22 protein-coding genes, 1 tRNA gene, 1 pseudogene and 1 riboswitch are annotated in these 25,287 nt (G+C 64.3%); of the genes and pseudogenes, 10 read left to right on the top strand and 14 right to left on the bottom strand.

What is annotated here, in order from left to right:
• Nucleotides 1-4: 4 nt before the first annotated feature.
• From QZL87_RS08200 to QZL87_RS08190, 3 genes and pseudogenes are all read right to left on the bottom strand, one after another.
• A complete protein-coding gene (locus tag QZL87_RS08200) occupies nt 5-1,042 on the bottom strand; it encodes a 2-oxoacid:ferredoxin oxidoreductase subunit beta (protein WP_295326211.1) in 1,038 nt (345 codons plus the stop codon).
• Nucleotides 1,039-1,587 carry a cysteine hydrolase family protein gene (locus tag QZL87_RS08195; protein ID WP_295326209.1) on the bottom strand — a complete coding sequence of 183 codons (549 nt, stop codon included), beginning with the start codon at nt 1,585-1,587 and terminating at the stop codon, nt 1,039-1,041. The genes QZL87_RS08200 and QZL87_RS08195 overlap by 4 nt, the downstream gene beginning before the upstream one ends.
• Nucleotides 1,584-3,451, bottom strand: a pseudogene (locus QZL87_RS08190) (2-oxoacid:acceptor oxidoreductase subunit alpha). The gene QZL87_RS08195 and the pseudogene QZL87_RS08190 overlap by 4 nt, the downstream one beginning before the upstream one ends.
• A gap of 183 nt (nt 3,452-3,634) precedes the next feature.
• Here QZL87_RS08190 and QZL87_RS08185 point away from each other — a divergent pair.
• Entirely contained in the window at nt 3,635-4,582 is a 948-nt protein-coding gene (locus tag QZL87_RS08185) for an alpha/beta hydrolase (protein ID WP_295326206.1), read from the top strand.
• Nucleotides 4,579-5,055, top strand: a complete 477-nt coding sequence (locus tag QZL87_RS08180; RefSeq protein ID WP_295326204.1) for an RNA pyrophosphohydrolase — start codon at nt 4,579-4,581, stop codon at nt 5,053-5,055. The genes QZL87_RS08185 and QZL87_RS08180 overlap by 4 nt, the downstream gene beginning before the upstream one ends.
• On the opposite strand, the gene QZL87_RS08175 is transcribed toward QZL87_RS08180, so the two are convergent.
• Nucleotides 5,016-5,705 (bottom strand): uracil-DNA glycosylase, encoded by a 690-nt coding sequence (locus QZL87_RS08175; RefSeq protein WP_295326201.1) that lies wholly within the window; start codon nt 5,703-5,705, stop codon nt 5,016-5,018. The two genes, QZL87_RS08180 and QZL87_RS08175, sit on opposite strands and share 40 nt — an antisense overlap.
• Before the next feature lie 23 nt (nt 5,706-5,728).
• Between QZL87_RS08175 and folK the strand changes: the two genes are divergently transcribed.
• From folK to QZL87_RS08155, 4 genes are all read left to right on the top strand, one after another.
• Nucleotides 5,729-6,250, top strand: coding sequence for a 2-amino-4-hydroxy-6-hydroxymethyldihydropteridine diphosphokinase (folK, locus tag QZL87_RS08170; protein WP_295326199.1), 522 nt, complete (start codon nt 5,729-5,731; stop codon nt 6,248-6,250).
• 43 nt (nt 6,251-6,293) lie between these two features.
• A tRNA-Lys gene (locus QZL87_RS08165) sits at nt 6,294-6,369 on the top strand.
• 475 nt (nt 6,370-6,844) lie between these two features.
• Nucleotides 6,845-7,045: a type II toxin-antitoxin system RelE/ParE family toxin gene (locus tag QZL87_RS08160; RefSeq protein WP_295326197.1), complete on the top strand. Its 201-nt coding sequence runs from the start codon at nt 6,845-6,847 to the stop codon at nt 7,043-7,045.
• A gap of 9 nt (nt 7,046-7,054) precedes the next feature.
• Nucleotides 7,055-7,363, top strand: coding sequence for a helix-turn-helix domain-containing protein (locus tag QZL87_RS08155; protein ID WP_295326194.1), 309 nt, complete (start codon nt 7,055-7,057; stop codon nt 7,361-7,363).
• 536 nt (nt 7,364-7,899) lie between these two features.
• Here the strand turns inward: QZL87_RS08155 and QZL87_RS08150 are convergent.
• Both QZL87_RS08150 and QZL87_RS08145 read right to left on the bottom strand, forming a co-directional pair.
• Entirely contained in the window at nt 7,900-8,322 is a 423-nt protein-coding gene (locus tag QZL87_RS08150) for a type II toxin-antitoxin system VapC family toxin (RefSeq protein WP_295326191.1), read from the bottom strand.
• The gene (locus QZL87_RS08145; RefSeq protein WP_295326189.1) at nt 8,319-8,564 is read right to left on the bottom strand and encodes a hypothetical protein; all 246 of its coding nucleotides are present in this window, start codon (nt 8,562-8,564) and stop codon (nt 8,319-8,321) included. Before QZL87_RS08145 ends, QZL87_RS08150 begins: the two co-directional genes overlap by 4 nt.
• Before the next feature lie 108 nt (nt 8,565-8,672).
• Between QZL87_RS08145 and QZL87_RS08140 the strand changes: the two genes are divergently transcribed.
• The gene (locus QZL87_RS08140; RefSeq protein ID WP_295326186.1) at nt 8,673-8,864 is read left to right on the top strand and encodes a hypothetical protein; all 192 of its coding nucleotides are present in this window, start codon (nt 8,673-8,675) and stop codon (nt 8,862-8,864) included.
• 214 nt (nt 8,865-9,078) lie between these two features.
• Nucleotides 9,079-10,104: an NAD-dependent epimerase/dehydratase family protein gene (locus QZL87_RS08135; protein WP_295326791.1), complete on the top strand. Its 1,026-nt coding sequence runs from the start codon at nt 9,079-9,081 to the stop codon at nt 10,102-10,104.
• 5 nt (nt 10,105-10,109) lie between these two features.
• Here the strand turns inward: QZL87_RS08135 and QZL87_RS08130 are convergent, their stop codons facing one another.
• Both QZL87_RS08130 and QZL87_RS08125 read right to left on the bottom strand, forming a co-directional pair.
• Entirely contained in the window at nt 10,110-10,757 is a 648-nt protein-coding gene (locus QZL87_RS08130) for a DUF1109 domain-containing protein (RefSeq protein ID WP_295326183.1), read from the bottom strand.
• 1 nt (nt 10,758) lies between these two features.
• Nucleotides 10,759-11,280, bottom strand: a complete 522-nt coding sequence (locus QZL87_RS08125; protein WP_295326180.1) for a sigma-70 family RNA polymerase sigma factor — start codon at nt 11,278-11,280, stop codon at nt 10,759-10,761.
• Nucleotides 11,281-11,460: 180 nt separating this feature from the next.
• On the opposite strand from QZL87_RS08125, the gene galE reads away from it, so the two are divergent.
• On the top strand, nt 11,461-12,477 hold the full coding sequence (gene galE, locus QZL87_RS08120; RefSeq protein ID WP_295326177.1) for a UDP-glucose 4-epimerase GalE: 1,017 nt from the start codon (nt 11,461-11,463) through the stop codon (nt 12,475-12,477).
• A gap of 145 nt (nt 12,478-12,622) precedes the next feature.
• On the opposite strand, the gene QZL87_RS08115 is transcribed toward galE, so the two are convergent.
• The 6 genes from QZL87_RS08115 to QZL87_RS08090 all read right to left on the bottom strand — a co-directional run bounded on the left by QZL87_RS08115 (nt 12,623) and on the right by QZL87_RS08090 (nt 23,105).
• Nucleotides 12,623-13,195 carry a TMEM165/GDT1 family protein gene (locus tag QZL87_RS08115; RefSeq protein WP_295326175.1) on the bottom strand — a complete coding sequence of 191 codons (573 nt, stop codon included), beginning with the start codon at nt 13,193-13,195 and terminating at the stop codon, nt 12,623-12,625.
• Nucleotides 13,196-13,213: 18 nt separating this feature from the next.
• Nucleotides 13,214-13,387, bottom strand: a riboswitch (yybP-ykoY riboswitch).
• On the bottom strand, nt 13,366-13,581 hold the full coding sequence (locus QZL87_RS08110; protein ID WP_295326173.1) for a hypothetical protein: 216 nt from the start codon (nt 13,579-13,581) through the stop codon (nt 13,366-13,368). It overlaps the preceding riboswitch by 22 nt.
• Nucleotides 13,581-17,810, bottom strand: a complete 4,230-nt coding sequence (locus QZL87_RS08105; protein ID WP_295326171.1) for a translocation/assembly module TamB domain-containing protein — start codon at nt 17,808-17,810, stop codon at nt 13,581-13,583. The genes QZL87_RS08110 and QZL87_RS08105 overlap by 1 nt, the downstream gene beginning before the upstream one ends.
• On the bottom strand, nt 17,810-20,110 hold the full coding sequence (locus QZL87_RS08100) for a BamA/TamA family outer membrane protein (protein ID WP_295326168.1): 2,301 nt from the start codon (nt 20,108-20,110) through the stop codon (nt 17,810-17,812). Before QZL87_RS08100 ends, QZL87_RS08105 begins: the two co-directional genes overlap by 1 nt.
• A 183-nt stretch (nt 20,111-20,293) precedes the next feature.
• Nucleotides 20,294-21,574: a nucleotide sugar dehydrogenase gene (locus QZL87_RS08095; protein ID WP_295326165.1), complete on the bottom strand. Its 1,281-nt coding sequence runs from the start codon at nt 21,572-21,574 to the stop codon at nt 20,294-20,296.
• Between the two features lie 67 nt (nt 21,575-21,641).
• Entirely contained in the window at nt 21,642-23,105 is a 1,464-nt protein-coding gene (locus QZL87_RS08090) for a protein adenylyltransferase SelO (protein WP_295326162.1), read from the bottom strand.
• A gap of 211 nt (nt 23,106-23,316) precedes the next feature.
• On the opposite strand from QZL87_RS08090, the gene QZL87_RS08085 reads away from it, so the two are divergent.
• A complete protein-coding gene (locus tag QZL87_RS08085; RefSeq protein WP_295326160.1) occupies nt 23,317-25,263 on the top strand; it encodes a nucleoside-diphosphate sugar epimerase/dehydratase in 1,947 nt (648 codons plus the stop codon).
• Nucleotides 25,264-25,287: the final 24 nt, after the last annotated feature.

Below are 25,287 nucleotides of genomic sequence, written 5' to 3'. Positions count from 1 at the left end.
AAGATCAGAGTTGCGGCCCGCCCTCGGTCACCGTCCAAGTCTGTCCCTTCTTGAGCAGCCCCTGCAAGTCCGCTTTCTTGCCCTCGGCCGCCGCCTTGTTCTGGCGAACGACGTCAGCTTCGAAGGTCGGGCGCGGATCGTCGTAAAGAACGCCCAAGGCCATCGGGAACTCGCCGAAGCGCATTTCGACGAGCATGTGTGCGACGCTGCGGTTGGTGACGTCATGGACGATCACGCCCGCCGCTTCCCAGTCGCCGTCGATGACGTCAACGGTCTTGAGGTGCAGCGCCTCGGCATCGAGCGCGATGCCCTTGGTGCCCTTGGCATAGAGCATCGGTTCGCCCTCTTTCAGCCAGAGCTGGCGGTCCTCGGCCCCCTTGGGTGCCGCAAAATCCTCGAACACGTCTTTATTATAGACGATACAGTTCTGGAAAATCTCGATAAAGGCCGCGCCCTTGTGCGCATGCGCCGCTTTCAGCACATTGGGCAGTTCCTTCGACACGTCGAAGCCGCGTGCGACGAAACGCGCCCCTGCCCCCAATGCGAAGGCCGCAGGCTGGGCCGGACGATCGATCGAGCCATAGGGCGTCGATGGGCTGGTCGTCCCGACGCGGCTCGTCGGCGAATATTGTCCTTTCGTAAGGCCATAGATCTCATTGTTGAACAACATGATCTGGCAATCGAGATTGCGGCGGATCAGGTGCATCGTGTGGTTACCGCCGATCGACAGCCCGTCGCCGTCGCCGGTGACGATCCAGATGTCGAGATCGGGATTAGCGAGCTTCAACCCCGTCGCGAACGCCGGCGCACGGCCGTGGATCGTGTGGAAGCCATAGGTTTCCATATAATAGGGAAAGCGCGACGAGCAGCCGATACCACTGATGAACACGGTATTTTCGGGCGCGGTGCCGATGTCCGGCATAGTGCGCTGCACCGCTTTCAGGATCGCATAGTCGCCGCAGCCGGGGCACCAGCGGACTTCCTGATCGGTCTCCCAATCCTTGAGCGTCGTCGTGCGCGCGATGGTGGTCATTTCGTTCATTGGAGCGCCTCGTACTGCTTGAATTCAATATCCGCCGCGGTCTCGATCTTTGCAAAACCGTTGCCGAGAATCTCATTATGATGCCGCACGATCATATCGCCGGCGAGGCCGGGCTTCGAGAATGTCGTATGAGCGTCGCTTGCCAAAACGACATCATACCCCAGCGAAAAAGCGCGGCGGCAGGTCGTATCCACGCAATATTCCGTCATCATCCCCGTCAGGACGAGCGTGGAGACGTCCAGATCCGCGAGGCGTTCTTGCAGGTCGGTATTCTGAAAGGCGTCAGGATTACGCTTTTCGACCACCGCATCGCCCTCGCGATAGCCCGTTCCCGGGTGCACACCCCAACCTTCGTTCGGCTTTTCGAGCGGGTGGCCCGCGCCGCCGTCATGCTGGACGAAGATCAGCGGCGTCGATGTTTCGCGAGCGCGCGCCACGAGGCTGGCAATCCGCGACAGCACTGCCTCGCCATCGTGCGGCGGCTGGTCGGGAAAAGCGAACATACCCCGCTGAACGTCGATAACTATCAGGGCGGCCTTGCTCACCCCACCCCCTCCTCGATCGCAGCCTCGATTTCAGCGATGGTGAAGGGCTGACCCGACACCTTGTTCACCGGTTTCGCATCGACGAGATATTGATCGCGCAGCACGGTCTTCAATTGCCCCGTGTTCATTTCGGGCACGATCACCCTGTCATAGCTCTTCAAAAGTTCGCCGAGATTAGCGGGCAGCGGCCAGATATGGCGGATATGGATATGGCTGACGTCCGCCCCTTCGGCGCGCTTGCGGCGCACCGCCTGATGGATCGGGCCGAAGGTCGAGCCCCAGCCGACCACCGCGAGCTTGCCGCCCTCGGCGCGCCGAGGTCGACGACCTGGTCGGGCACCTTGACGCCGTCGATCTTGGCCTTGCGAATGTCGGTCATCGCCTGGTGATTGCCCGGCGCATAGTTGATGTGGCCGGTATCGACTTCCTTCTCGATCCCGCCGATGCGGTGGAGCAAGCCCGGCGTGCCCGGCTTGACCCACGGCCGCGCGAGCTTTTCGTCGCGACCATAGGGTTTGAAGCCGCCCTCGGGCACTTCGGTCAGGAACTCGACCGGGAAGGCTTCATAGGTCGTGAGATCGGGCACCGCCCACGGTTCGGCCGCGTTCGCGATATAGCCGTCGGTGAGCAACATCACCGGTGTCATATATTGCACCGCGATGCGGCACGCCTCGATCGCGCATTCGAACGCGTCACCAGGCGACCGCGCGGCGACGACGGGCATAGGCGCGTCGCCGTTGCGGCCGTAGACGGCCTGATAGAGGTCGGACTGTTCGGTCTTGGTCGGCAGCCCGGTCGAGGGACCGCCGCGCTGCGAATTGACGATGACGAGCGGCAACTCGGTCATGATCGCCAGGCCCATCGCCTCGCCTTTCAACGCGATGCCGGGGCCCGACGACGAAGTGACGCCGAGCGAGCCGCCATAGCTCGCGCCGATCGCCGAGCAGATGGCCGCAATCTCGTCCTCGGCCTGGAAGGTCGTGACGTCATATTCCTTGAGCCGCGACAGATGATGGAGGATCGCCGACGCCGGCGTGATCGGATAGCCGCCGAAGAACATCGGCAGCTTCGCAAGCTGCGCGCCCGCCACGAGCCCGAGCGCGATGCCCTCGGCGCCGGTCAGCGTGCGATAGAGGCCCGGCGCCGCGGGCGCGGGATCGACATGATGCTGCTTGAGTGGGCCCGCGAGCTCGGCGGTCTCGCCATAGGCATGCCCCGCGTTGAGCGCCGCGACATTCGCCGCCGCGAGATCGGGCGCCTTCGCGAATTTCGCGTTGAGCCAGTCGACGAGCGGCTGGCGGTCGCGGTCGAACATCCAGAGCGCGAGTCCCAGCGTCCACATATTCTTGCAGCGCAGCGCCTCCTTGTTGCCGAGGCCGAAGGGCTTCACCGCGTCCATGGTGAGCTGGCTGATGTTGAGCTTCAGAAGCTGCCATTTGGCGAGGCTGCCGTCCTCGAGCGGGTTGGCGTCGTACTTCGCCTTGGCGAGATTGCGGTCGTTGAACTCGCCCTCGTCGGCGATGATCAGCCCGCCCGGCTTCAGCTGCGGCACATTGGTCTTGAGTGCCGCGGGGTTCATCGCGACGAGCACGTCGGGCGCGTCGCCCGCGGTGTCGATCGCCGACGACCCGAAATTGATCTGAAAGGCCGAGACGCCGAACAAAGTGCCCTGCGGCGCGCGAATCTCGGCCGGAAAGTCGGGGAAGGTCGCGAAATCATTACCCGCGAGCGCCGACGACAAGGTAAATTGTCCGCCGGTCAGCTGCATCCCGTCACCGCTGTCGCCGGCGAATCTGACTACCACCGCATCCGAAAGGGGGGACTGCCGCTCGCCGTCGGCCCGGTCCTCTACCGCTGTCGCCATTTTTTCCTCTGCCTCAAATCTTGCGAACCTGTGACATGGGCGTAGGCCTCTGCGCCCTAAGCCGCAATTGAGAAAAAATTGTGCGCCGCAAAGGGTGAAGCACAGGTGAGTTTCATTTCGGGATTGAATTTGCCCCGCCGATACCGAATAGCAGGACGAAATATCGATCAGGGAGAGATGCGAATGACCGACGGCACCACCCAGCAGGCGCGCCCCGACGTGGCAGCTTTCCTTGCCTTCCTGAACGCGCAGGAAGGGCCGAAGATGGAGGAGTTGCCGCCGGAAGGCGCGCGCGAGATGTTCCGGGTGATGGGCCAGCTCGCCGACGTTCCGCGCGGCGACATCGCGAAGGTCGAAGATCGCACGATTCCTGGACCCGCCGGCGACATTGCGATCCGAATCTATGATAGCCATCCGGGCCGCGAGACGGGGCCGGTGATGGTCTTCTTTCACGGCGGCGGCTGGGTGATCGGCGACCTCGACACCCACGATCCCTATTGCGCCGAGGCGGCGCGCCAGCTCGACATGCCGGTGATCGCGGTCGACTACCGCCTCGCGCCCGAACACCCCTTCCCCGCCGCGCCGGAGGATTGCGAGGCCGCGGCGCGCTGGGTCGCCGACCATATTCCCTGCACCGGGCTCGTTCTGTCGGGCGAAAGCGCCGGCGGCAACCTCACCATCGCCACTGCGCTGACGCTCCGCGACAAGCCGGCGTCGAAACCGGTCGTCGCGATCCACCCCATCTATCCCGCCGTCACGACGCACGACGACTGGCAAAGCTATCGCGATTTCGGCGAGGGCCACCTTCTGACGCAGGGCAGCATGACCTGGTTCGGCAATCATTATGCGGCCGATCCCGCCGACTATCGCGCCTCGCCGCTCGATTTCCCAGCGGAAGGCCTGCCGCCGGCCTTGCTCATCACCGCGGGCCTCGACCCTTTGCGCGATCAGGGGCGCGCCTATGCCGCGAAGCTGATCCAAGCGGGCGTTCCCACGACCTATCGCGAGGCGAAGGGCAATATCCACGGCTATATCAACCTGTCGCAGGCCATTCCGAGCGCGCGCGAAGATATTCGCGGTGCATTGACGGTATTGAAGGCGATCGTCGCCGAAGCTACCGGGGCGCGATGATCGACCATAGCAAACTTCCCTATCGCCCTTGCGCGGGCGTGATGCTCGCCAATCGCGCTGGCCGCGTCTTCGTCGGCCAGCGACTCGATACCTCGAGCGAGGCGTGGCAGATGCCGCAAGGCGGCATCGACGACGGCGAGGACGCCGAGACGGCGGCGATCCGCGAGCTCGGCGAGGAAACCGGCGTCCATGGCGGGCTGGTCGAGATCATCGCGCGCAGCCGCGAGGAATATTTCTACGACCTGCCCGACCATCTGATCGGCAAGATGTGGGGCGGCAAATATCGCGGGCAGCGCCAGCACTGGTTCCTGATGCGTTTCATGGGCGAGGACAGCGACGTCAACATCCACACCGATCATCAGGAGTTCCGGGCGTGGAAATGGGCCGAGCTGAACGAGATCGAGAAGCTGATCGTTCCGTTCAAGCGCGTGCTTTACCGCGGGCTGGTTGAGGAATTCGGCCCGCTCGTCTGATCCCTGATCGCGATCGCGGTGCGAAAGACGTCGGCGAACATCTCCGCCGTCAGCCGCCCGGTGTTCGTGTTGTAGCGCGAACAATGATAGCAATCGACCAGATGCCGTCCGTCGGGCAGCGCGTGGACCGCGCCATGCGCGAAGCGATGCACGGCCAGACGCTCGCCCGCCGCGCGGAGCGCCGCATCGTGGGCGATCCGCCCGAGCGCGATGATTACCCGCACCTTCGGCAGGGCCGCCAGCTGGCGCTCGAAAAAGGGCCGGCAGTTCGCGATCTCAGACGGGATCGGTTTGTTCTGCGGCGGCAGGCATTTGACGCTGTTGACGATGATCGCGCCGTCGAGCGTCAGCCCGTCGTCGATCCGCGCCTCATATCGTCCCCGGCTCAGCCCGAATTCGGCGAGCGTCGCGAACAAAAGGTCTCCGGCATAGTCGCCGGTGAACGGCCGCCCGGTGCGGTTCGCGCCATGCTTGCCCGGCGCCAGCCCCGCGAACGCCAGCCAGGCATCGGGATCGCCGAAGGCGTGGACCGGCGCGTTCCACCAACCCGGATGCTCGGTCTGGCATTCGCGCCGCAACGCGACGAGACGCGGGCAACGCGGGCAATCACGCGGTGGCTCGGTACCGGGCAATGGGCTGTCAATTTCCATGCGCCTGCGATAGGCGCGGGGGCATGAGCAACGCAATGCCGCTCCCTCTTTACGCCATCGGCCTCGGATCGAACCGTCGCCACGCGCGCCACGGCGATCCGCGCGCGGTGCTGCTCGCCGCGCTCGCCGCGCTCGAAAGTGAGGACATTGAAGCGGTCGATGCGAGCCCGATCATCGCGAGCGAGCCGCTGGGCCCGTCGCGCCGGCGCTACGCCAACGCCGTCGCCCTCGTCGCGTCGGAACTCAGTCCGCCCGAAATGCTCGAACGCCTCCAGGAAATCGAAGCGAACTTCGGCCGCCGCACTGGTCAGCGCTGGAGCGCGCGCACGCTCGATCTCGATATATTGCTTTGGTCGGGCGGCGTCTGGTCCGATGCGACCCTGACGATCCCTCACCCCGCGATGGTCGAGCGCGCCTTCGTGCTCGGCCCGCTTCGTGCAATTGCCCCCGAATGGCAGCACCCGCTGACCGGGCGCAGCATCCGCCAACTCGCCGCGCGCCTGACGCGTCCGAAGCCGGTTGACCGGGGCGCCTGTGCGCACTAGGGCGACGGCTCACTTCGCGCGCCGCGATCTTCCGGCGCCGGATGGGCCCTTAGCTCAGTCGGTAGAGCAACTGACTTTTAATCAGTAGGTCGCTGGTTCGAACCCAGCAGGGCTCACCATAACACCATGATATTTGATGGCTTTATGGGAGATGCGAGCGACGAAGTTTTCACCCTCCGCTTCTAGGTAACATACAAGGTAACAAGTGGTCGGTCAGATGATCGGTTTCCAAGGGTCAAATTTGCCCGACCTTCCCTCTATTCAGGGAAACTGTCGCAATTGAGGGAGTTTTCGTTTCGCAGGCCCGCGCCGATGGGCGCCAGGCCGGGCAGATACCGCAATTGCGGTATCGTCAAAACTAACTAAGCGCGCATATCCGGTGGCGGTGTGAGCGAACAGCGTTCAGCGATTTCCATCTGGCTGACAATGCATCCATTGCAATGGATACGGCAATGCCGTATATTCTCTCTATGCAAACGGTGATCGAAACCAGTGCCTATCTCTCCGCCGCGATGCTGGCATGTCGGATGATGAGCGCGCGGCGGTTGTCGACCTGATCGCTGCCAATCCTCAGGCTGGGGAAATTATGCCCGGTTGTGGTGGAGCCCGCAAGCTCGCTACGCCAAGCCCGGCAAAGGCAAGTCGGGTGGCTATCGTGTCATCACCTATTTCGCGGGTGAGGACGTTCCCGCTTTCTTGCTGACCGTGTTCGGCAAAGGGGAGAAGGTTTCGCTATCGCAGGGCGAGCGCAATGCTCTGGCCGCCCTGACAAAGACCCTGAAGAGCACACTGTAGGAGGTATTTATGGTCAAGGGAGCATTCGACAAGATCGCGGCTGGTCTCAACGACGCCATCGCCTTTGCAGAGGGTGATGCCTCGCGGGGGAAGATTGCGGCCGGTCCCGACATCAAGGCGATTCGCGGCAAGGTGAAATTGTCGCAGGCCGCCTTTGCGGAAAAACTGCATATCAGCGCCGCTACCTTGCGCGATTGGGAGCAGGGACGCCGTATGCCTGAAGGGCCTGCCCGGACGCTACTGGGAATGGTAGAGGTCGATCCGGACGCCGCATTCAAGCTGCTGGCAAAGGTGACGGCGCGCGCAAACGCGGCCTGAAGCCATTTGCGCCTTTCGGGTGTCAAACGGCCCTTTAATTGCTGGTTTCTGTCAAGCCTGATGGTTGATCCGAACCGGGGTCATGGTCCTTTTCGAGGTCGTGGCCTCATGATGATGTCCGGGTCGGGTGTCGGGATCGTTGAGTGCTGGCTATTCGGGCGGCTGCGCAACCGGGTGTTCCATGGTCTTGCGGAGCTCAATGGGGCGATCGCCGCGTTGATGCGGCGGCTCAATGACGGGCTCGTGCTACGGCAAGGAGCTCCGCCCATCTCTAGAGACATTCGTGATCGGCCGGGTCACAGGTTAACGCTGTAAAACACGAGATAACCTAAAAATCGAGCACCATTATAACCTAAATTCCATACATCGTGATAACCTAAAAACCATCCGACGGATTGGAAGGCAACCATGGCTATCCGCGGACTGTCATTCCGGTTGAGCGACGCAAGATTTATATGGCAGCCCTCGAGGGGGCGAGCAGTGAGCAGAATATTGGCGCATTGCTTGTTCAAGACATTCAAGCGCAAGGGGATAGATCAACCACCTTGCCACGGATCGATCAATTTGATCCCGCACGCCTTAAAATCACGGGTGTTTCGCGTGGCTAGCGCAGCGCCGTGCGCCTTTACGATCGCGGCGATCTGGCAGTCGAACTGGCTGATCGGGTAGCCGCTCCGTCGCCTTTCGGCAGCGATGGCGGCATAAGCGGGCGCTGCCTCCGTATCGAAACCCAATATTCGCCCCCCGAAATCCTCCGCGAACATCGCGGCCGCGGCCCGGGCAAGTTCATCGCGTCGGCAACCGCTGTCCAGAATGGCAATGCCGTATAAAATCTCGGCTTCGGTGATGGCAGTGAGAAACAGCAAATTGGCGGGCTGTCGCGCGACCCAGTCGAGCACTTGCGGTTCGGGCGCCGGGCGCAAGCATTCGGAAAGCACATTGGTGTCGAGAATGATCAAGAAAGATCGACCGGGTTGCGCATGGGCTCGCGCGGTTCGAGGGCTAGGTCGACACCGCCGAGCGGCGCAAAGCGCGCGCGGATCGAGGCGGCGATATTGGCTGAACGAGATGCTTCGGTCGAGAGGGCCGCGCGGAGGATATCGCGCGCTTCCTCTTCCATCGACCGGCCATGTTCGGCTGCCTGCATGCGCAGTCGGCGCTTGAGTGCTTCATCGATATTGCGGATTGTCATACTTGCCATCGTCTGGCCTCCTCATCTCCGATAATAATCACTGACTGCAAATTAATCAATGATTGCAGATCAGCACGCGCTGGCTGGAAACGAGTTATTAGCGGGTATCCGCGTAATATGGATGATGGGTCGCCGCATCTCTCGATCATCTTGAGAAACCAAAACGGCAATGCAATCGTCGAACGGACAGTCGCGCTCGCCGCCGACGGCGCGGGGATGGGCGGTTCCGGGATCATTGCGACGTACGTCGCTAAAAATGAGAGCGCGCTCCCAGTTATCGCCGAAACCGCAGATCGAGCGGATTCCTAAAAGAAAGGTTAGCGGATCATTTGCCGGATGACACTGATTTGCGTTTAGCATGACCAAAGGTCGAAAAATCAGGCGTAGGTCCGGAACTCAGGAGGGCTCACCAAGTTTCAACGATTTTCAGCCAATTGTCGAACTAGCAAAGCCGGTCGGCCTTGAATCGACCCTTCAGCTTGCTACTGGCTGCAAAGGCCAGAGGGCCACAAGGGGAAGAGATTTGACGACGCTTATCACCGGCGCCGCCGGGTTCATTGGAATGCACGTCGCAGCGGCGTTGCTCGGCCGCGACGAACCCGTCGTCGGGATCGATAATTTTACTCCCTATTACTCCCTCGATCTTAAGCGCGCACGCGTCGCGCATCTCGAGACACTCTACGATGAATTGTTCACATTCATCGATGTAGACTTCGGCGATGCGAATGCGCTCGCGCATGCGCTTTCGGGCCGCAGGGTCGACCGGATCGTCCATCTCGGCGCTCAGCCAGGCGTCCGCTATTCGCTCGAAAACCCGGGTGCCTATATCCATTCGAATGTCGCGGGACACGTCAACATTCTCGAACTCGCGCGTCACAGGGAGATAGAGCATCTCGTTTATGCCTCATCGTCGTCGGTTTACGGCATGCGCGCCGACACGCCCTTTCGCGTCGCCGACCGCGCCGACACCCCCATCTCGCTCTACGCGGCGACGAAGCGGTCCGACGAACTGCTCAGCGAAACCTACGCGCATCTCTTCCGCATACCCCAGACCGGCCTGCGCTTCTTCACCGTCTATGGTCCGTGGGGTCGGCCGGACATGGCGGTATGGAAATTCACCGAAGCGGTGCTGCAGGGCCGGCCGATCGACGTCTATAATCACGGCGACATGCTCCGCGATTTCACCTTCATCGACGACATCGTCAACGGCGTCGTCCTGGCGCTCGACCATCCCCCCGAAGACAACAACCGGGAAAAACCCGGAGGTTTCACGACGCCGCACCGTCTGTACAACATCGGTAACAATCGCTCGGAGCAGCTCACCGCGCTGATCCACGCTATTGAAGAAGCGTGCGGCCGCAAGGCGGAGATCAACCTGCTGCCGATGCAGGACGGCGACGTCTATCAGACATCAGCCGACATCGACGACATCAGCCGCGATCTCGGCTTTGCGCCGACCACACCGATCGCGGTCGGAATCCCCGCCTTCGTCGCCTGGTATCGGGAGGAATGGCTGGGACGGCAGGAAGCGGATCGCCGCGAGGCGTGACGCGCCTACCAGCGCAGGAAGCGCGGCAGGATCAGCCGCCCGGCGATCGCTGAGAGCAGGACCGCTGCGCCGTGCCAGAGCGCGATATGAACGACGTCGTCGGTTGCGCAATGGAGCGCGACGATCGTTGCACCCGCAGCCCCCGCAGCGATGCCGACGACCCAGCCTGCACGGGTCGGCGATGTTGGCGCGCCCGCCTTTAGCCAGAAAAACAGCGCCCCGCCGACGCCTAGGCCCGATGCCAAGCCTTTCAGGAGGCAACCCAGGCCGACGTCATGACGCGCAGCCTCCATCGCAGCGTGGCCGTCGGCGATGCAGACGGCAAGGGCCGCGAGCGGCAGTGACAACGAGGCGCCGACCGCCCAACGCCAGCCGCCATAGTCGCGCCCGACGCCCGGAAGCCCCATGCGCAGCGCGCTCCATGTCGCGGCGAGACCTGTCGCCGCGGTCAGCCAGAAGGCGAGCATCGAAAGCGGCGGCATTCCGCGCCCCGCCAGATCATGGCGCAGCCCGAACAGCAGCAGCAGCGCCGCGGCGCCCGCCACCCATCCGGCCGCGACCCACATCGATCCGCGCGCGATGCGTCGCGGCCGAACCGGCGCCAGATCACCCGCCAGCTCGTCGATCAGATCGTCGATCGATGCCTCCTTCATCTCATTCGCTTTCAATTAGTTCGGCGAGCTTCTTGAGTCCGCGATGAATGTTCACCTTGACGAGCGACTCGCTCTGTCCGGATATCCGCGAGGCCTCGGCAATAGAGGCACCTTCGATCTTGACCAGCGTGATCGCCTGCGCCTGCTTCGGCGGCAGCAGCGCCAGCAGATGGTCGATGCTGAGCCGGGCGTGGACCGCCTCGTCCTCCGCTCCGACCGCGGCGTCATTATCGCCAAGTTCGGCTTCGTCGCGTTGGCGGCGCAGCATGTCGATCCACCGATAGCGCGCAATCGCGGCGAGCCAGGGAAGGAAGGCCCGCCCGCTGTCCCAGGTCGCGAGCTTGCGGTGCATCGACACCAGCGTCTCCTGCACGAGATCATCGATATGGTGCGGCGCGATCCGGCGCGCAAAATAGCGTTCGAGCCATTTGCGGCAAGCGGCGAGCAGGGCGCGATAGGCGCTGCGATCTCCCCGCTGCGATGCGGCCATCAAGCGCGCCAGCGAAGGTTCGTCCATGCTCATTGCGCGCATCCTAGCACGGGCAACTCTCTTCGAAAGGGCGATGCAGAATAGCATCAATTGTGGGTTCGCGGGAAAGGGTGTGAAAGTTACGCCGAAACGGGCAGCAAGGATTTGGCAGGGCGGTCCCAATAGAATAGGCGTCCGCTCGAACGACGACGCACGAATGGAGACGGGCAAGGCATGAACATTCTGCTGACGGGCGGCGCCGGCTATATCGGAAGCCATGTCGCCGCACCGCTAGTATCGGCCGGGCACCACGTCGTCTGCTTCGACAATCTGTCGAACAGCGATCCGGCGGTCATGGAACGGATCGAGGCGATCACGGGCCAGGCGGTACCGCTCGTCACCGGCGACATCCGCGACGGCGACGCGCTGCGCGAAGTGCTGCGGAACCATGCGATCGAAGCCGTGATCCATTTCGCCGGGCTGAAGGCGGTCGGCGAATCGGTCGCCGAGCCCATGAAATATTACGACAATAATGTCCGGGGCACCTTGTCGCTGCTCGAAGCGATGGCCGATTGCAGGACCAGGACGCTCGTCTTCTCGTCGAGCGCGACCGTCTATGGCCAGCCGCAATATCTGCCGCTCGACGAGAACCACCCGACATCGGCGACCAACCCCTATGGCCGCACCAAGCTGATGATCGAGGAGATGCTCGCCGACGTCGCCGCCGCCGATCCCGAATGGCGCATCGCGATACTGCGCTATTTCAATCCCGTCGGTGCGCATGACAGCGGGTTGATCGGCGAGAATCCGAACGGCGTTCCGAACAACCTGATGCCCTTCATCAGCCGCGTTGCCGCCGGACGGCTAGGTGAACTGTCGGTTTTCGGCGCCGATTACGACACGCCCGACGGCACCGGCGTTCGCGATTATATCCATGTCGTCGACCTCGCCGACGGCCATGTCGCCGCGCTCGAAGCGATCGCGAAGAACGACGAGCCGCTGTCGATCTGGAACCTCGGCACGGGCCAAGGCTATTCGGTGCTCGACATGGTCAAGGCGTTCGAGCGCGTGAACGGCGTCCGCGTCCCCTATCGCATCGCCCCGCGCCGCGACGGCGATGTCGCGAGCTGTTTCGCCAGCCCCGACCGCGCCGCGCGCGAACTGGGCTGGAAGGCCGAGCGCGGTCTCGACGCGATGTGCGCATCGAGCTGGAATTTCGAACGCACGCTCGCGGGGCGCAACTCGGACTAAACCCCCTCGCTCTTGATCGGGCTAGACCGGAGCGCCGCCTTCCCCATCTCGTCATCCCGGCGAAGGCCGGGATCTCGCCGGTGCGTTGGAAGGCAAGGTCGAGATCCCGGCCTTCGCCGGGATGACGATCCTGAAGGGCCCGCTTTTAGCCGAGCCACCCCGCGGTTTGCACGAGCACCCACAAACCGATCACGAGGAACAGGCCGGCGGCGACGAGACGGACTTTCGCGAGGTCGACGCGCTTCAGCAGTTCGTGACCGAGGAAGATCGCCGGCACATTGGCGATCATCATGCCGAGCGTCGTGCCCGCGGTGACCGCGACGACGTCGTGATATTGCGCCCCGAGCGCGATCGTTGCGACCTGGGTCTTGTCGCCCATCTCGACGAGGAAAAAGGCGACGAGCGTGGTCAGGAACGCCCCGAAACGCGGCTTCGGCGCTTCGTCGTCGTCAAAAGTATCGGGGATCAGCGTCCACGCCGCCATCGCGATAAACGAAGCACCGATCGCATAGCGAAAGACCGGACTGTCGAGAAAGGCGGCGGCCGACGCACCGAGCAGCGCCGCGAGGGCGTGATTGGCGAGCGTCGCGATGAGGATACCAAATATGATTGGCAACGGACGGCTGAACCGCGTCGCGAGCAGAATCGCGAGCAGCTGCGTCTTGTCGCCGATTTCGGCGAGCGCGACGATTGCGGTCGATGTGAACAGGGCTTCCATGATGACTCCGGGGCCGGGCGGCTTGCGATTCCAACGGACATCGAACCCGCCGCCCGGCCCGGACGGAGGTCGATGCCATTGGTCTCGCCCAAGCGGTCTCCCGCTTCCACCGCACCATGACCTCTCGGCCAAGTATGTTGACGCGGCGGCCCGTCCCGAAGGACGGCTGGCTACTCCCCAGATGACGGGAGCGGGTTAGACGGCTTGGGCTCACCTTGCAAGCCCTTCGCCGCGGCCGCCTTCTCCGCCTCGGCGATGTCGGCATCCATCGCCTTTGCGCGCGCGTCTATCTCCTTCGCCGCCTTGTCGTAGCGCGTATCGAAGTTGGGTTCGTCCTTGCAGGCAGCAAGGAGCAGCAGCGGCATGAGCAGGAGGGCGGCGCGCATCAATAATCCTTGCGATAGCGGATCGAGAGGTTCGACTGCCCCGACCCGCCCGCCTGGCTGAGCAGCGACAGCGCCCGTGTCAGGCTGATCTCGAGCTGGGTCGCGGTATAGCCGCGCGCGTCGGTGATCACCTCCAAATAGATGTCCTTGGTGATATATTGCCCGGCGGCGAGCGCCGCGCCGCGCCCGACCGTATCGTCGGGTCCAAGCACGCGCAGCCGGTCGATCCCCGTCGCCGACTGGAGCGCCCCGAGCGGGCTCAGGCCGCCGCCCCCGCTGCTCAGCGTGTTGAGCGAGGCAGCAAGCTGGACCGCCTGCAACGGCGACAGCGTCGTGATCGAATCGCCGAACAGGATGCGCGAGACGATCTCGTCCTGCGGCAGGCCCGGAACGCTCGAGAAGGCGACCTGCGGATTGCTCGCGCGCCCGGTCACGCTGACGGTCACCGTCACCGTTTCGATCGTGTCGTCGGCGATCAGCCGGATCGCGGGGTCGAAGGCATCGCCGGTCGGGAAGGTCACCCGGCCCTCCTGAAGCTCGAACGAGCGGCCCGCGAAGCCGAGCGTGCCGCGCACCAGCTCGATCTCGCCGGTCACCTGCGGCGCCTGCGTCGTGCCGCGCAGCACGATGTCGGCGCTCCATTCGGATTCGAGCCCCATGCCCGAGACATAGATTTCGTCGGGCGCCTTCAGCGCGATGTCGAGGCGGATGAGGTCGAACAGGCTGCCGCCGACCGCGGCGAGCCCGTCGCCGCTGATCCGCTGGCGCCCGGCGGGGGGCTTGCGGCGCACGCCGGTCAGCACCGGCACTTGGGCTGCGCCTTCGCGCACGATGCGGTAACGCGTCTCCGGAAGGCGCAGGCTGCCTGACAGCAGCGCGGCCTGCCCCGCGACCTTTTCGAGCGTCAGATTGCCGGTCGCGCGCGCCGCGATATTCTCGCTCCGCGCAAGGCGGGCGTTGTCGAGCGTCACCGCGATATTCATCGGATAACCATCAGCCGAAGCGAGGCTGACGAAGCCTTTTGCCTGAAGCGTGCCGTCGCCGGCCTTTGCGGTCAGCTCCTCTATTTCCAGCCGGTTGCCCGTGAAGCGACCGTTCACGACGATATTCGTCAGCTTGGTGCCATAAGTCTGGTTCTCGTAGGTCATGTCCTTGCCGCGCACCACACCATTAAGGCAGGGGTCGGCGACGCTGCAGCTGAAATCGGCGGCGACGGCGACCGGCCCCGCCACATGCTGGTCAGCGGGACCGAAGAAGGAATAGAGCGTGTCGGCGGGGCCGTTGTAGCGAATGCCGCCGCCGAGCGGCGCCGCCATCAGCCGTTCGGTCCAGCCGCCCGCGCTGGGCCCGAGCGGGCGCAGCGAGGCCTGCACCCGGCCGATGACGCTCCCCCGCTTGCGCATCACCGCGCGCGCCTCGCCGCCGTCGGCGAGCAGCTTGCCGGCGAAATTGACGTCAACCGGCTGGCTGACCGACGCCGCGGTGGTGCGCGTGAAGCCGGTGATTGTCAGCCGCGCGTCGGCGCGCGGGAAAGCGTCGGAATTCGCCTGCTCGAAATCGAGGCTGCCCGTCGCCCGCCCGCCGAGCCCCATGTCGGGATAGACGGCGTTGAGGATCGCCATGTTGACGCGCTCGAGCCGGCTCTGGAGCAGAATGCCGTCGCCAAAGCGGCCCGCGATGCGCGCGCTGCTGCCCCGACCCAGATTGACCGTCGTGGGCAGCAATTCATAACCATCGGCGCCCGGAATGATGCGCGCGGGCGAAGTCGTGCGGAAATTGATCCCCGTCGCTCGTCCCTGCACCGACGCGCGCCAGAGTTCGGGCGTTAGATCAGCATTCGCGGCGATGCGGAAGGGGACGCCGCTCGTCCCCTCGACCAGCGCCTGCGCCTTGCCGCTGCCGTTGCGATAATCGATCTTCACGCGCCCGACGGCGATGTCATAGTCGCGGATCTGTGTATCGGCGATCTGGATGTCGGCGACGATATGCGGCTGGTCGTAAAGGGTGACGTCGGCGTCAACGATCGCCGAACCGACCGCGAGGTTGGCTGGCCCGGGAAGCACAACATCATTCGCACGGACATTGATCGCGGCCGTCTGATACTGGCCCGCCGCGCTCAGACGGACGAGACCGCCGAGCCCCTGCCCCGACGCGTTGAGCTGGCCGGTAAAGGGGCCGGCCTCGCTCTGCACGAGGCGGCCGTTGAACCCGATGCCCGCGAGGTCGCCGCGCTCGACATCGATCGTCAGCGGTCCCGCCGCCATCAGCAGCACGACGTCGGCCGACAGCGGCCCATAGTCGGTGTCGCCCGTCGCCGCGAGGCGATAGCCGTTCGGCGCGCCGTTCACGCGCGCGACGAGGTTGGCGAGCCCGATACCAAGCCCGGGCCGCTCGGCGGTCACCACCGCGCGCGGATCGCTGATCGTTCCGGCGAGCTGGACGCCGATCGGGCCATAATCGGTCGAATTTGCGCGCGCGGTCAGCCGGATCTGTCCGTTCGGCGCATAGCTCCCCTGCCCGCCGGTGATGCGCAGGCGCGGTGCCGACAGGCGGAGGCCGGAGAAGCGGACGATGCCGTCGGTGCCATAGCGCACGGCGCTCGACGCGGTCGCATTGCCGCCGAGGAAGTCACGGACGCCAGAGTTGAACAATCGCGTCGAGCGCGCGCGAACGTTGCCGACAATTTCGAACCCGCCGCGCGGCGCGGTCTTGAGGTCTGCATCGGTGTCGATGTCAAAGATGCCGACGCTTTCGACGCGGTAATCGTTGATCCGCCCGTCGATCGCGCCCGTGTAGAACCCCTTGTTGAGATCGGCGATCAGGATCGCCTTCGCGTCGATGCGCGGCGAGCGGAGGCGCAGATTGTCGCTGAGGATGCGCCCGCCAGCGTACGCGAGATCGCCGTCGAGCCGCACCTGCACCAATGTCCCGCCCGCGACCGTATCGAGCCCGCGTATCCGCGCGGCGCGGCCCTCGACGGGAATTACGATCTGGTCGGCAGCGACGCGCGCCTTGCCCGCGAGGCTCAGCCGCTCGACGATGATGTCGTTGACCGCGAGGCTGTTCGCGTTCGCCTGATAATCGACGGTCGGCAGCGCGAATTCGCCATCGAGCGTTGCCGTCGCGCGCAGACCGCTGGCGCGCACGGCGGGGGCGATCGCGCTTGGCTTCAGGACATTGGCCGCGAATTGCAGCCCCTCGAAGCGGTTCGCGCCGAGATCGAGCCCGCCGCTGATCCCGAGATGCGCCGCATCCGACGAAAGCCGTCCGTCGATCGCGGCCTTGCGCTCCTGCAGCCGGGCGGTGAGGTCGATCGCGGTTTCGGTACCCAGTAATTCGGCCGCCGGCCCGGTCAGCAGCCGCGAAGCCTGCGCCGTCCCCTTGGCGGAGAAGGTTCCGTCGCGCCCCGTCAGTGCGACGCGGGCGAGCGGCGCGGTGCCGAGATTGGCGGTCAAATTGCCGTTCCACGCCTTCCAGTCGCCGCGCCCGGCCAGCTTCGCCGTCAGCGGTTCCGCAAACCCGCCCATCGCCGCGAGCACGCCGCCTTGGGGCGCGGTGAGGTCGAGCGCGACCATGAGCCGGTTCTGTTCGGGCACTGCATCGAGGACGAGCTTCAGCCTATCGCCCTCGCCGCCACGGCCCAGCGTTTCCGCATTGGCGCTGACCTGTGCCCGGCGATCGGCGATTGCGACCTTGCCGTTCAATGTCGCGACGCGCCGTTCGCCCGCAACCGCCGGCTCGAAAACGAAACGATCGACGCGGAGCAACCCGACGTCGATATCGAGATCGGGCAGCAGCGGCTCGCCGGTATCGGGCACCGGCTTGAACGCAGGGATCTTCTCCATCACCAGCGTCTCCGCCGTCGCCGAGCGGACATCGATGTGATTGGCGAGATAGCGGATGGGCCGCCAGTCGATGCGAAGCTCGGGTGAACGCAGGAAGACACCCTTGGGATCGGACAGCGTGAAATCGCGGACGACCATCCGGCCATAGAGCGAGCCGTCGAGCCGGCCGATGCCGATCTTCATCCCGTTTTCGAATTCATATTTCTCGATCTGGGTGACGACGAAACGCCGTCCGGCGTCGCTGTTGAGCCCGACAAGGAACAACGCGAAGAGCAGTATCAATCCGAGCAGGCCCAGGCCGATCCAGCGCAGGACCATCAGCTGCCACGACCGCTGCCTTGGCGGCGCGGCGACGTCCGGGGGGAGAGGCGCCTCCTCGGCCATCAGAAAGCCTGTCCGATCGAGACATAGACGCTGACGCGCGCTTCGCCCGGCTTGCGTCCGATCGGCGTCGCAATGTCGAAGCGCATCGGCCCGAAATTGGTGTAATAGCGCGCGCCGATCCCGGCGCCGAAGCGCAGATTCTGGAAGGTCGGCGCCGAAGAGCGATAGACCTGCCCGCCATCGACGAACCCGACGACGCCGAAATTGCCGAAGCGATAGCGCGCTTCGAGCGCCACTTCGTTCACGCTGCGGCCGCCGATGGGGTCGTTGTTCGGGTCCTTGGGCCCCAGTTCCTGATAACCGAAGCCGCGCACCGACCCGCCGCCGCCGGCATAAAAGCGCCGCGAAGGCGCCAGCCGCTCGCGCGCCGCGCCGACGATCGAACCGACGCGAACTCGCCCTGCGAGCACGATGCTGTCGGTCACCGGATAATAGCCGCTGATGTCGGTACGCAGGCGCGCATAGGGCGAGAAGCGCCCGGCGAGCGAGCCTTCGGGCTGGATCAGGCTGGTGACGCGAAAGCCCTTGGTCGGATCGAGCAGGCTGTCGGTACGGTCCATCCCGACCTGTCCGGTGAGGCCGAGGATCGTATAGAAGTCATAGGACCGCTCGCCCTTGTCGAAATCATAATCATCCTCGCGCGTCGCGATCAGTTCGACGCCATAGGCATAGGTGAATTTCTTCTGCCAGATCGGCGTCGAATCATAGCTGACGCGCGCCGCGACACGGCCCGTGATCGCGTTGAACGCGTCATAGGTGCTGCGGGTGATTTCGGTCGCGAGTTCGAAGGTGCGGTCGCGGCGCCCGGCGTTCGATCGGCGCATCGTCGCGCCGATCCCCTGCTCCTGCGTTCCCAGCACGCCGCGGAACGTCAGGGCGCCTTCGGGCGGCAGCAGGTTGCGGTGCGTCCAGCTGCCCTCCAGCCTTATCCCCTCGCCCGTGCCATAGCCCGCGCTGGCGGCGAGCGTGCGCGGCGGCCCCGCCTGCTGGGTCACCAGCATCGTCACATATTCGGTGTCGTCGCCCGCGCTCTCCCCGGTCGGCTGCGGCTCGGCGGCGACGGTCGCGAAGAGGCCGGTCGCGACGAGCGCCTGGCGCAGATCGTCGACCATCCGGCTGTCGTAAAGGTCGCCGCGCTTGAAACGCGCGAGCACTTCGACATGCTCGGCATCGAAGGCGAGGTCGCCCGTCGTCTCGATGCCGCCGAAGCGCGATCGTTTGCCGATGTCCACCGGCAGCGTGTAAACGCCGTCGCCCGTGGCGCCGTCGAGCAATATGTCGCGCTGCCCGACCTTGGCGAAGGGATAGCCCTCCTCGGGTAGCTTGAGCGCGATCGCCGCTTCGGCGCCCTGGATGCGCTGCGCGACGATCGGCTCGCCCACGCTGAGCGGGAAATTGTCGGCGATCAGGTTCGGCGGGATCGTCGGATCGGCGTCGATGACGATGTCTGCCAGAGTGTAGCGTTTGCCCGGCTTCACGTCGATGATCGCGGTAATCGGCCGGCGCCGGCGTTCCTGCCCCTCCTCGCGCGGGCCGCGTTCGATGCGCGTGTCGACGACCGCGTCATAATAGCCTTCGGACGCGAGGATGCGCTGCATCAGTTCGCCGTCGGCGGAGAGGCGCGCGCGGATCATCGCCGCATTGTCCGCCTTGCCGTCGCCATCGTAGAGCGCCGACAGATCGCCGAACAGGTCGGCGAGGTCGATGTCGGTGCTGTCGTCGGCCTCGCCCAGTCCATTGACCTGCACCGTGTAGGACAGGTCGACATTGTCGCTGTCGTCCTCGGCCTCGGCGAACTCAACGGGTTCCACGTCGAAATTTTCGAGCGGCGGCAGCGGCGCGGCAAGTTCGCTGTCGCTGATCGGCGCATCGCCGATCGCCTCCACCGCATCGCCGTCGGCCAGCGCCGGAACCGGCACCCCGTCGACCTGCGGCGGTTGAGTTTGCGCGGTCGCGCCCTCGCCTTCCTCGGCGTCGGCGGCTTCGCGCCTGGCCGCTTCGGCCGCCTGGCGCTTTTCGAATTCGGCGATCGATTCGAGCGGCCGGTCGAGTTCGGCGTCATCCTCGGCGCTGATTGGCGGGATCGATTTTTCGAACTCCTCATCCTCGATGATCGGTTCGACGGCGGGCAATTGCGCTTCGGGCGGCGGCGGTAACGGCGCGGCGATCTCCGCCGCTCTGGTATCGAGCGTCGGCACGACCTTCGGCGGCGCGACCTCCTGTCCCTCCGTTTGCGCCTGTGCGGCGCTCGCCCAAGCCAGACCTATGAGCGAGGTCGCGCCGATCAGCAGCGGACGCATCCGCGAGCGCGGGCGCCAGCATGATCTGCGGAAAATGTCAGATTGTTTCATCTGCAGGCCACCGGTCGATGCTTGTGGCTCGCAAGATATGGCTACGCAACCCGTTTCTCCCCTGTTTCCCAGCTAACTCTCCGAGATCGGGACAGTTCCCGGTCGTGCGGCAAACTGCGTCCGGGGAGGCGATCAGCTATCGGCGCCGAACAAGTCGCGGCTATAGACCTTGTCCGCGACGTCGGCGAGATCGCCCGTTACGCGGTTGGCGATGATGACGTCGGCTTCGGCCTTGAAGGCGTCAAGATCGCGGATCACACGCGAATTGAACAGCCGGTCCTCCTCGATCAGCGGCTCATAGACGATCACCTCGATCCCCTTCGCCTTGACGCGCTTCATCACGCCCAAAATGCTGCTGGCGCGGAAATTGTCCGATCCCGCCTTCATCGCGAGGCGATGGATGCCGACGACGCGCGGCTGGCGCTTGATGATCTCGGACGCGACGAAATCCTTGCGCGTCGTGTTCGACGAGACGATCGCCTGGATCAGGTTCTGCGCCTGCAGGATGGTGATCAGGCTGATGCCCACTGCGGCCCTGTTCGAAGAGGCGTCAAACGCCTGGATCAGGTTCTGCGGCACATCCTTGTAATTGGCGAGCATCTGCTTCGTGTCCTTGGGCAGGCAATAGCCGCCGTAGCCGAAGGAGGGATTGTTGTAGAAGCTGCCGATCCGGGGGTCGAGGCATACGCCCTCGATCACCTGGCGCGAGTCGACATCGTGTGCCGCCGCATAGGTGTCGAGCTCGTTGAAGAAGGCGACGCGCATCGCGAGATAGGTGTTGGCGAACAGCTTGATCGCCTCGGCTTCAGTGTTGCCGGTCTGCAGGATCGCGGCATCGGGCTTCAGCGACCCTTCGAGCAGCAGCCGCGCGAAATCAGCCGCGCGCGGATGCGTGTTGCCGACGATGATCCGCGAAGGATGGAGATTGTCGTAAAGCGCGCGCCCTTCGCGCAGGAATTCGGGCGAAAAGACGATCGCATCACTGCCGAGTTCGGCGCGCATCCGCTCAGTGAAACCCACGGGCACGGTCGATTTGACGACGATCAGCGCGCCCGGCGCCATGACCAGCGCGTCGGCGATGACACTCTCGACCGTGCCTGTGTTGAAATAATTGGTGTCGGGATCATAGTCGGTCGGCGTCGCGACGATGACGAAATCCGCGCCCTTATAGGCGGCATCGCGATCGGTAGTCGCGATCAGATTGAGCGGCCGGTTCGCCAGATAATCCTCGATCTCGGGATCGGCGATCGGCGATTGTTTGGCATTGAGCTGCTCGACCTTGTGCGCGTCGATGTCGAGCGCGACCACCTCGTTGCGCTGCGCCAGCAGGATCGCGTTGGAAATACCGACATAGCCCGTGCCGACGACGGCAATCTTGGAGGGCGACGCGGGCGAAACATGTGCTGGGGCCAATGACTTATCCTCTGAGTGGTGCGCCGCCGTCCCTAGCAACTGCGATGCACCCGCTCAACCGCGGTGGTCAGGTCCCGCAGAAGGTCTTGTATGGCCCCGCATCGGCCGGCGCGGGAAGCGTGAAGCGTTCGAGCCCTGGGCGGACTTCATACGGATTGCGGACGACGCCAAGCAATTTTAGCCATGGTGCAAGATCGCCGGCCTCGGCCGCCTCCAGCGCCTCTTCGACCAGATGGTTACGCGGGATGTAGAGTGGATTCACCGCATCCATCGCATCGGCATGTTCGACCGGCCCCATGCTGTCGTGCTCGATCCTCTCCCACCATGCGGCGATCCAAGGCGCCATCGCGTCGGCGCTGGGAAGCAGGCTTTCGAGCATCGCGCCGTCGCCGCGCAGCAGCATCGCGAGCGCGCGGAAGAAGGACGTGAAATCGACCGCATGGGTTTCAAGTTCGTCGAACAGGCTGTCGATCAACTCGCCATCGTCCGCGCCCTCGCCGCTCAGCCCGAGCTTTCCCCTCACCTTGGCATGCCAGCTGGCGCGAAAGCGGCCGGGGACCGCATCGACGATCGCTTTCGCCGCCTCGACGTCCTCGGGCGACACGCGGTGGATCGCCGGCAGCAACGCCTCCGCAAAGCGCGCCATGTTCCAGTGCATGATCTGCGGCTGGCGGCCATAGGCATAGCGGCCGTTTGCATCGATCGAGCTGAAGACCGTGTTCACCGCGAAGCGGTCCATGAAGGCGCAGGGGCCGTAATCGATTGTCTCGCCGCTGATCGCGACATTGTCGGTGTTCATCACGCCATGGATAAATCCCACGCCGAGCCAGTGCGACACCAGCTCGCATTGCAGTCCGATCACGCGGTCGAGCAGCGCAAGATGCGGATTAGCCGCATCGGCAAGGTCGGGGAAGTGACGCCGGATGCTGTAATCCGACAATTGCGCGACATGCTCGGCGCCGAAATGCGCGGCGAAGAACTGGAAGGTGCCGACGCGAATGTGGCTGCTCGCAATGCGGGTGAGGACCGCGCCCGGATGCGCACGTTCGCGCTGGACCCGGTCGCCGGTCGCGACGGCCGCCAGCGCGCGCGTCGTCGGCACACCCATCGCCGCCATCGCCTCGGACACGAGGAATTCGCGCAGCACCGGACCGATCGCCGCCTTGCCGTCGCCGTTGCGCGAAAAGGCGGTAGGGCCCGATCCCTTGAGCTGGACATCGAAGCGCGCGCCGTCGGGCGCGACGATCTCACCGAGCAGCAGCGCGCGCCCGTCGCCGAGTTGCGGCGAGAAATGGCCGAACTGATGTCCGGCATAAGCGAGCGCGAGCGGTTCGGCGCCTTCGAGGATCTCCGCGCCGGAAAAGACGCGCGCCAGTTGATCGTCCGTCGCGCCCGCCACGTCGATCCCGAGCCGTTCGGCGAGCGCGTGGTTGAATAGGAGCAACTCGGGCGCCGAAGGCTTCGCTGCCTCCGCGGGCGCGTAGAAGCCTTCCATGGAATCGTGGAAACTATTTTCGAACGCGAAATCCATGGCGCCTATGTCGAGCGTTGACGTCATGAATGCAAGTGCTCCCCGGGCGCGCATCTCGCCGCGCCGGCTTTTGACGAAACGCAAAATGCTGTCATTCGGGACAGCCTTGCGCCAAATGCGCGAGACGGCGCATAATAATCGACATATCGACGACGCCGGAACCCTTTTGGGACGCGCGTGTTTGGTGAACCGACAGGGACGATCTTAATTTATGCGAATCCAGAACAAACAGGCCTGGCTGGCGATCCCGATGCAAATTCTGCGTATGGCGCTCAACTGGTCGCGCGATCAGCGGCGCCTGCTCGCCGCGGGCATGGACGGCGTGCTTTGCGTCATCGCGGTCTGGATCGCCTATTCGCTGCGGCTCGGCGTGTGGGAACTTTTCTCGCGCCCGGTGCTGACCTTTGCCGCCGCGACATTGCTGTTCTGGTATCCCATCGCCTATCTGACCGGCGTCTACCGTTCGTTGATCCGCTTTTCGGGCGCGCGGACGATCGCCAATCTCGCCATTGCCTGCACGATCCTCGCCGGTCCGCTGATGATCGCCTTCGTGCTTTTCCGCTTTCCCGAAGTGCCCCGGACGCTCACCATCCTGCATCCGATCATATTTCTGCTGCTCCTTGCATCGAGCCGGATCGTCATCCGGTTCGCGCTGCTCGACCTGTTGCACAGCGTATCGCCCGACGCGCGCCGCGTGATCATCTATGGCGCCGGGCGCGCGGGACAGCAGCTCGCCCTGTCGCTGCGTCACGAGCCGCAAATCTATCTCGTCGGCTTCGTCGATGACGACCTGCGTCTCGCCGGGCAGCGGCTCGACGGCGTTCCGGTCTTCAGCTCCGAACAATTGGGCAAGCTGCTGGACGATACCGACGTCGACGAGGTTCTGCTCGCCATCCCGAGCGCGTCGCGGATGCGCCGCCGCGAAATCATCGAGCGCCTGCAGGAAGAGCAAATCTACGTCCGTTCGCTACCGAGCCTCTCGAACATCATCGAAGGTTCGGTCACCGTCAACGACCTGCGCGAGATTCAGATCGAGGAACTCCTCGGCCGCGAGGCGGTGGCGCCGAACGAGGTGCTGATGGGCAAGACGATCGTCGGCAAGACGGTGCTGGTATCGGGTGCCGGCGGCTCGATCGGCAGCGAATTATGCCGCCAGATCCTGCGGTGCCATCCGGCGCGCCTGATCCTCCTCGAACAATCCGAATTCGCGCTCTATGCGATCGAGCAGGAATTGACGGAGATGACGCGCGCGATGGACGCCGACATCCCGATCATCCTCGAACTCGGCAATATTGCCGAGCGATCGACGCCGATGCGCATCTATCGCAACCACCGGCCCGACACCGTCTTCCACGCCGCGGCGTACAAACATGTTCCGCTCGTCGAGGCCAATCCGATTTCGGGCGTTCGCAACAATGTCCTCGGAACACTCTACAGCGTCGAGGCCGCCGAGGCCAATGGCGTATCCCATTTCACCTTGATCAGCACCGACAAGGCGGTGCGTCCGACCAATATCATGGGCGCATCGAAGCGCGTGTGCGAACTGATCCTTCAGGCGCGCGCCGAGCGCCCCGATGTCGCCACCGTGTTCAGCATGGTCCGTTTCGGCAATGTGCTCGGATCGAGCGGCTCGGTGGTTCCTCTGTTCAAGGCGCAGATCGCCGCCGGCGGGCCGGTGACGATTACCCATGCGAAGATCACGCGCTATTTCATGACCATTCCCGAGGCATCGCAACTCGTCATCCAGGCAAGCGCGATGGCGCGGGGCGGCGAAGTCTTCGTGCTCGATATGGGGCAACCCGTTCGTATCATCGACCTCGCGCGCAGCATGATCCAGCTGTCGGGCCTCAGCGTCCGCGACACCGACCGCCCCGAAGGCGACATCGAGATTGTCGAAACGGGGCTGCGGCCGGGCGAGAAGCTCTATGAGGAGCTGCTGATTGGCGACAATCCCGAGCCGACCAACCACCCCCGCATCCTTCGCGCCCGCGAAAGCCGCTGGCCGTGGAAGGAATTGGAGGCGGAGCTTCAGGCTCTCGAAACGATCATCCGCGGAAGCGGCGACCCCGCCCTGGCAATTCGCATCATCGGCAAGCTGGTGCCCGAATATACCCCCGACACGGCGTGGGCCGCGCGAATTTCGACCGCGACCTCCTAGAGTGTTTTCAAGTCAGGTGGAATC

This window comes from uncultured Sphingopyxis sp., from assembly GCF_900078365.1.
GTDB lineage: Bacteria > Pseudomonadota > Alphaproteobacteria > Sphingomonadales > Sphingomonadaceae > Sphingopyxis.
Note: the sequence above shows the minus strand (reverse complement) of the source record. Positions and strands in the feature narration are given on the sequence as shown.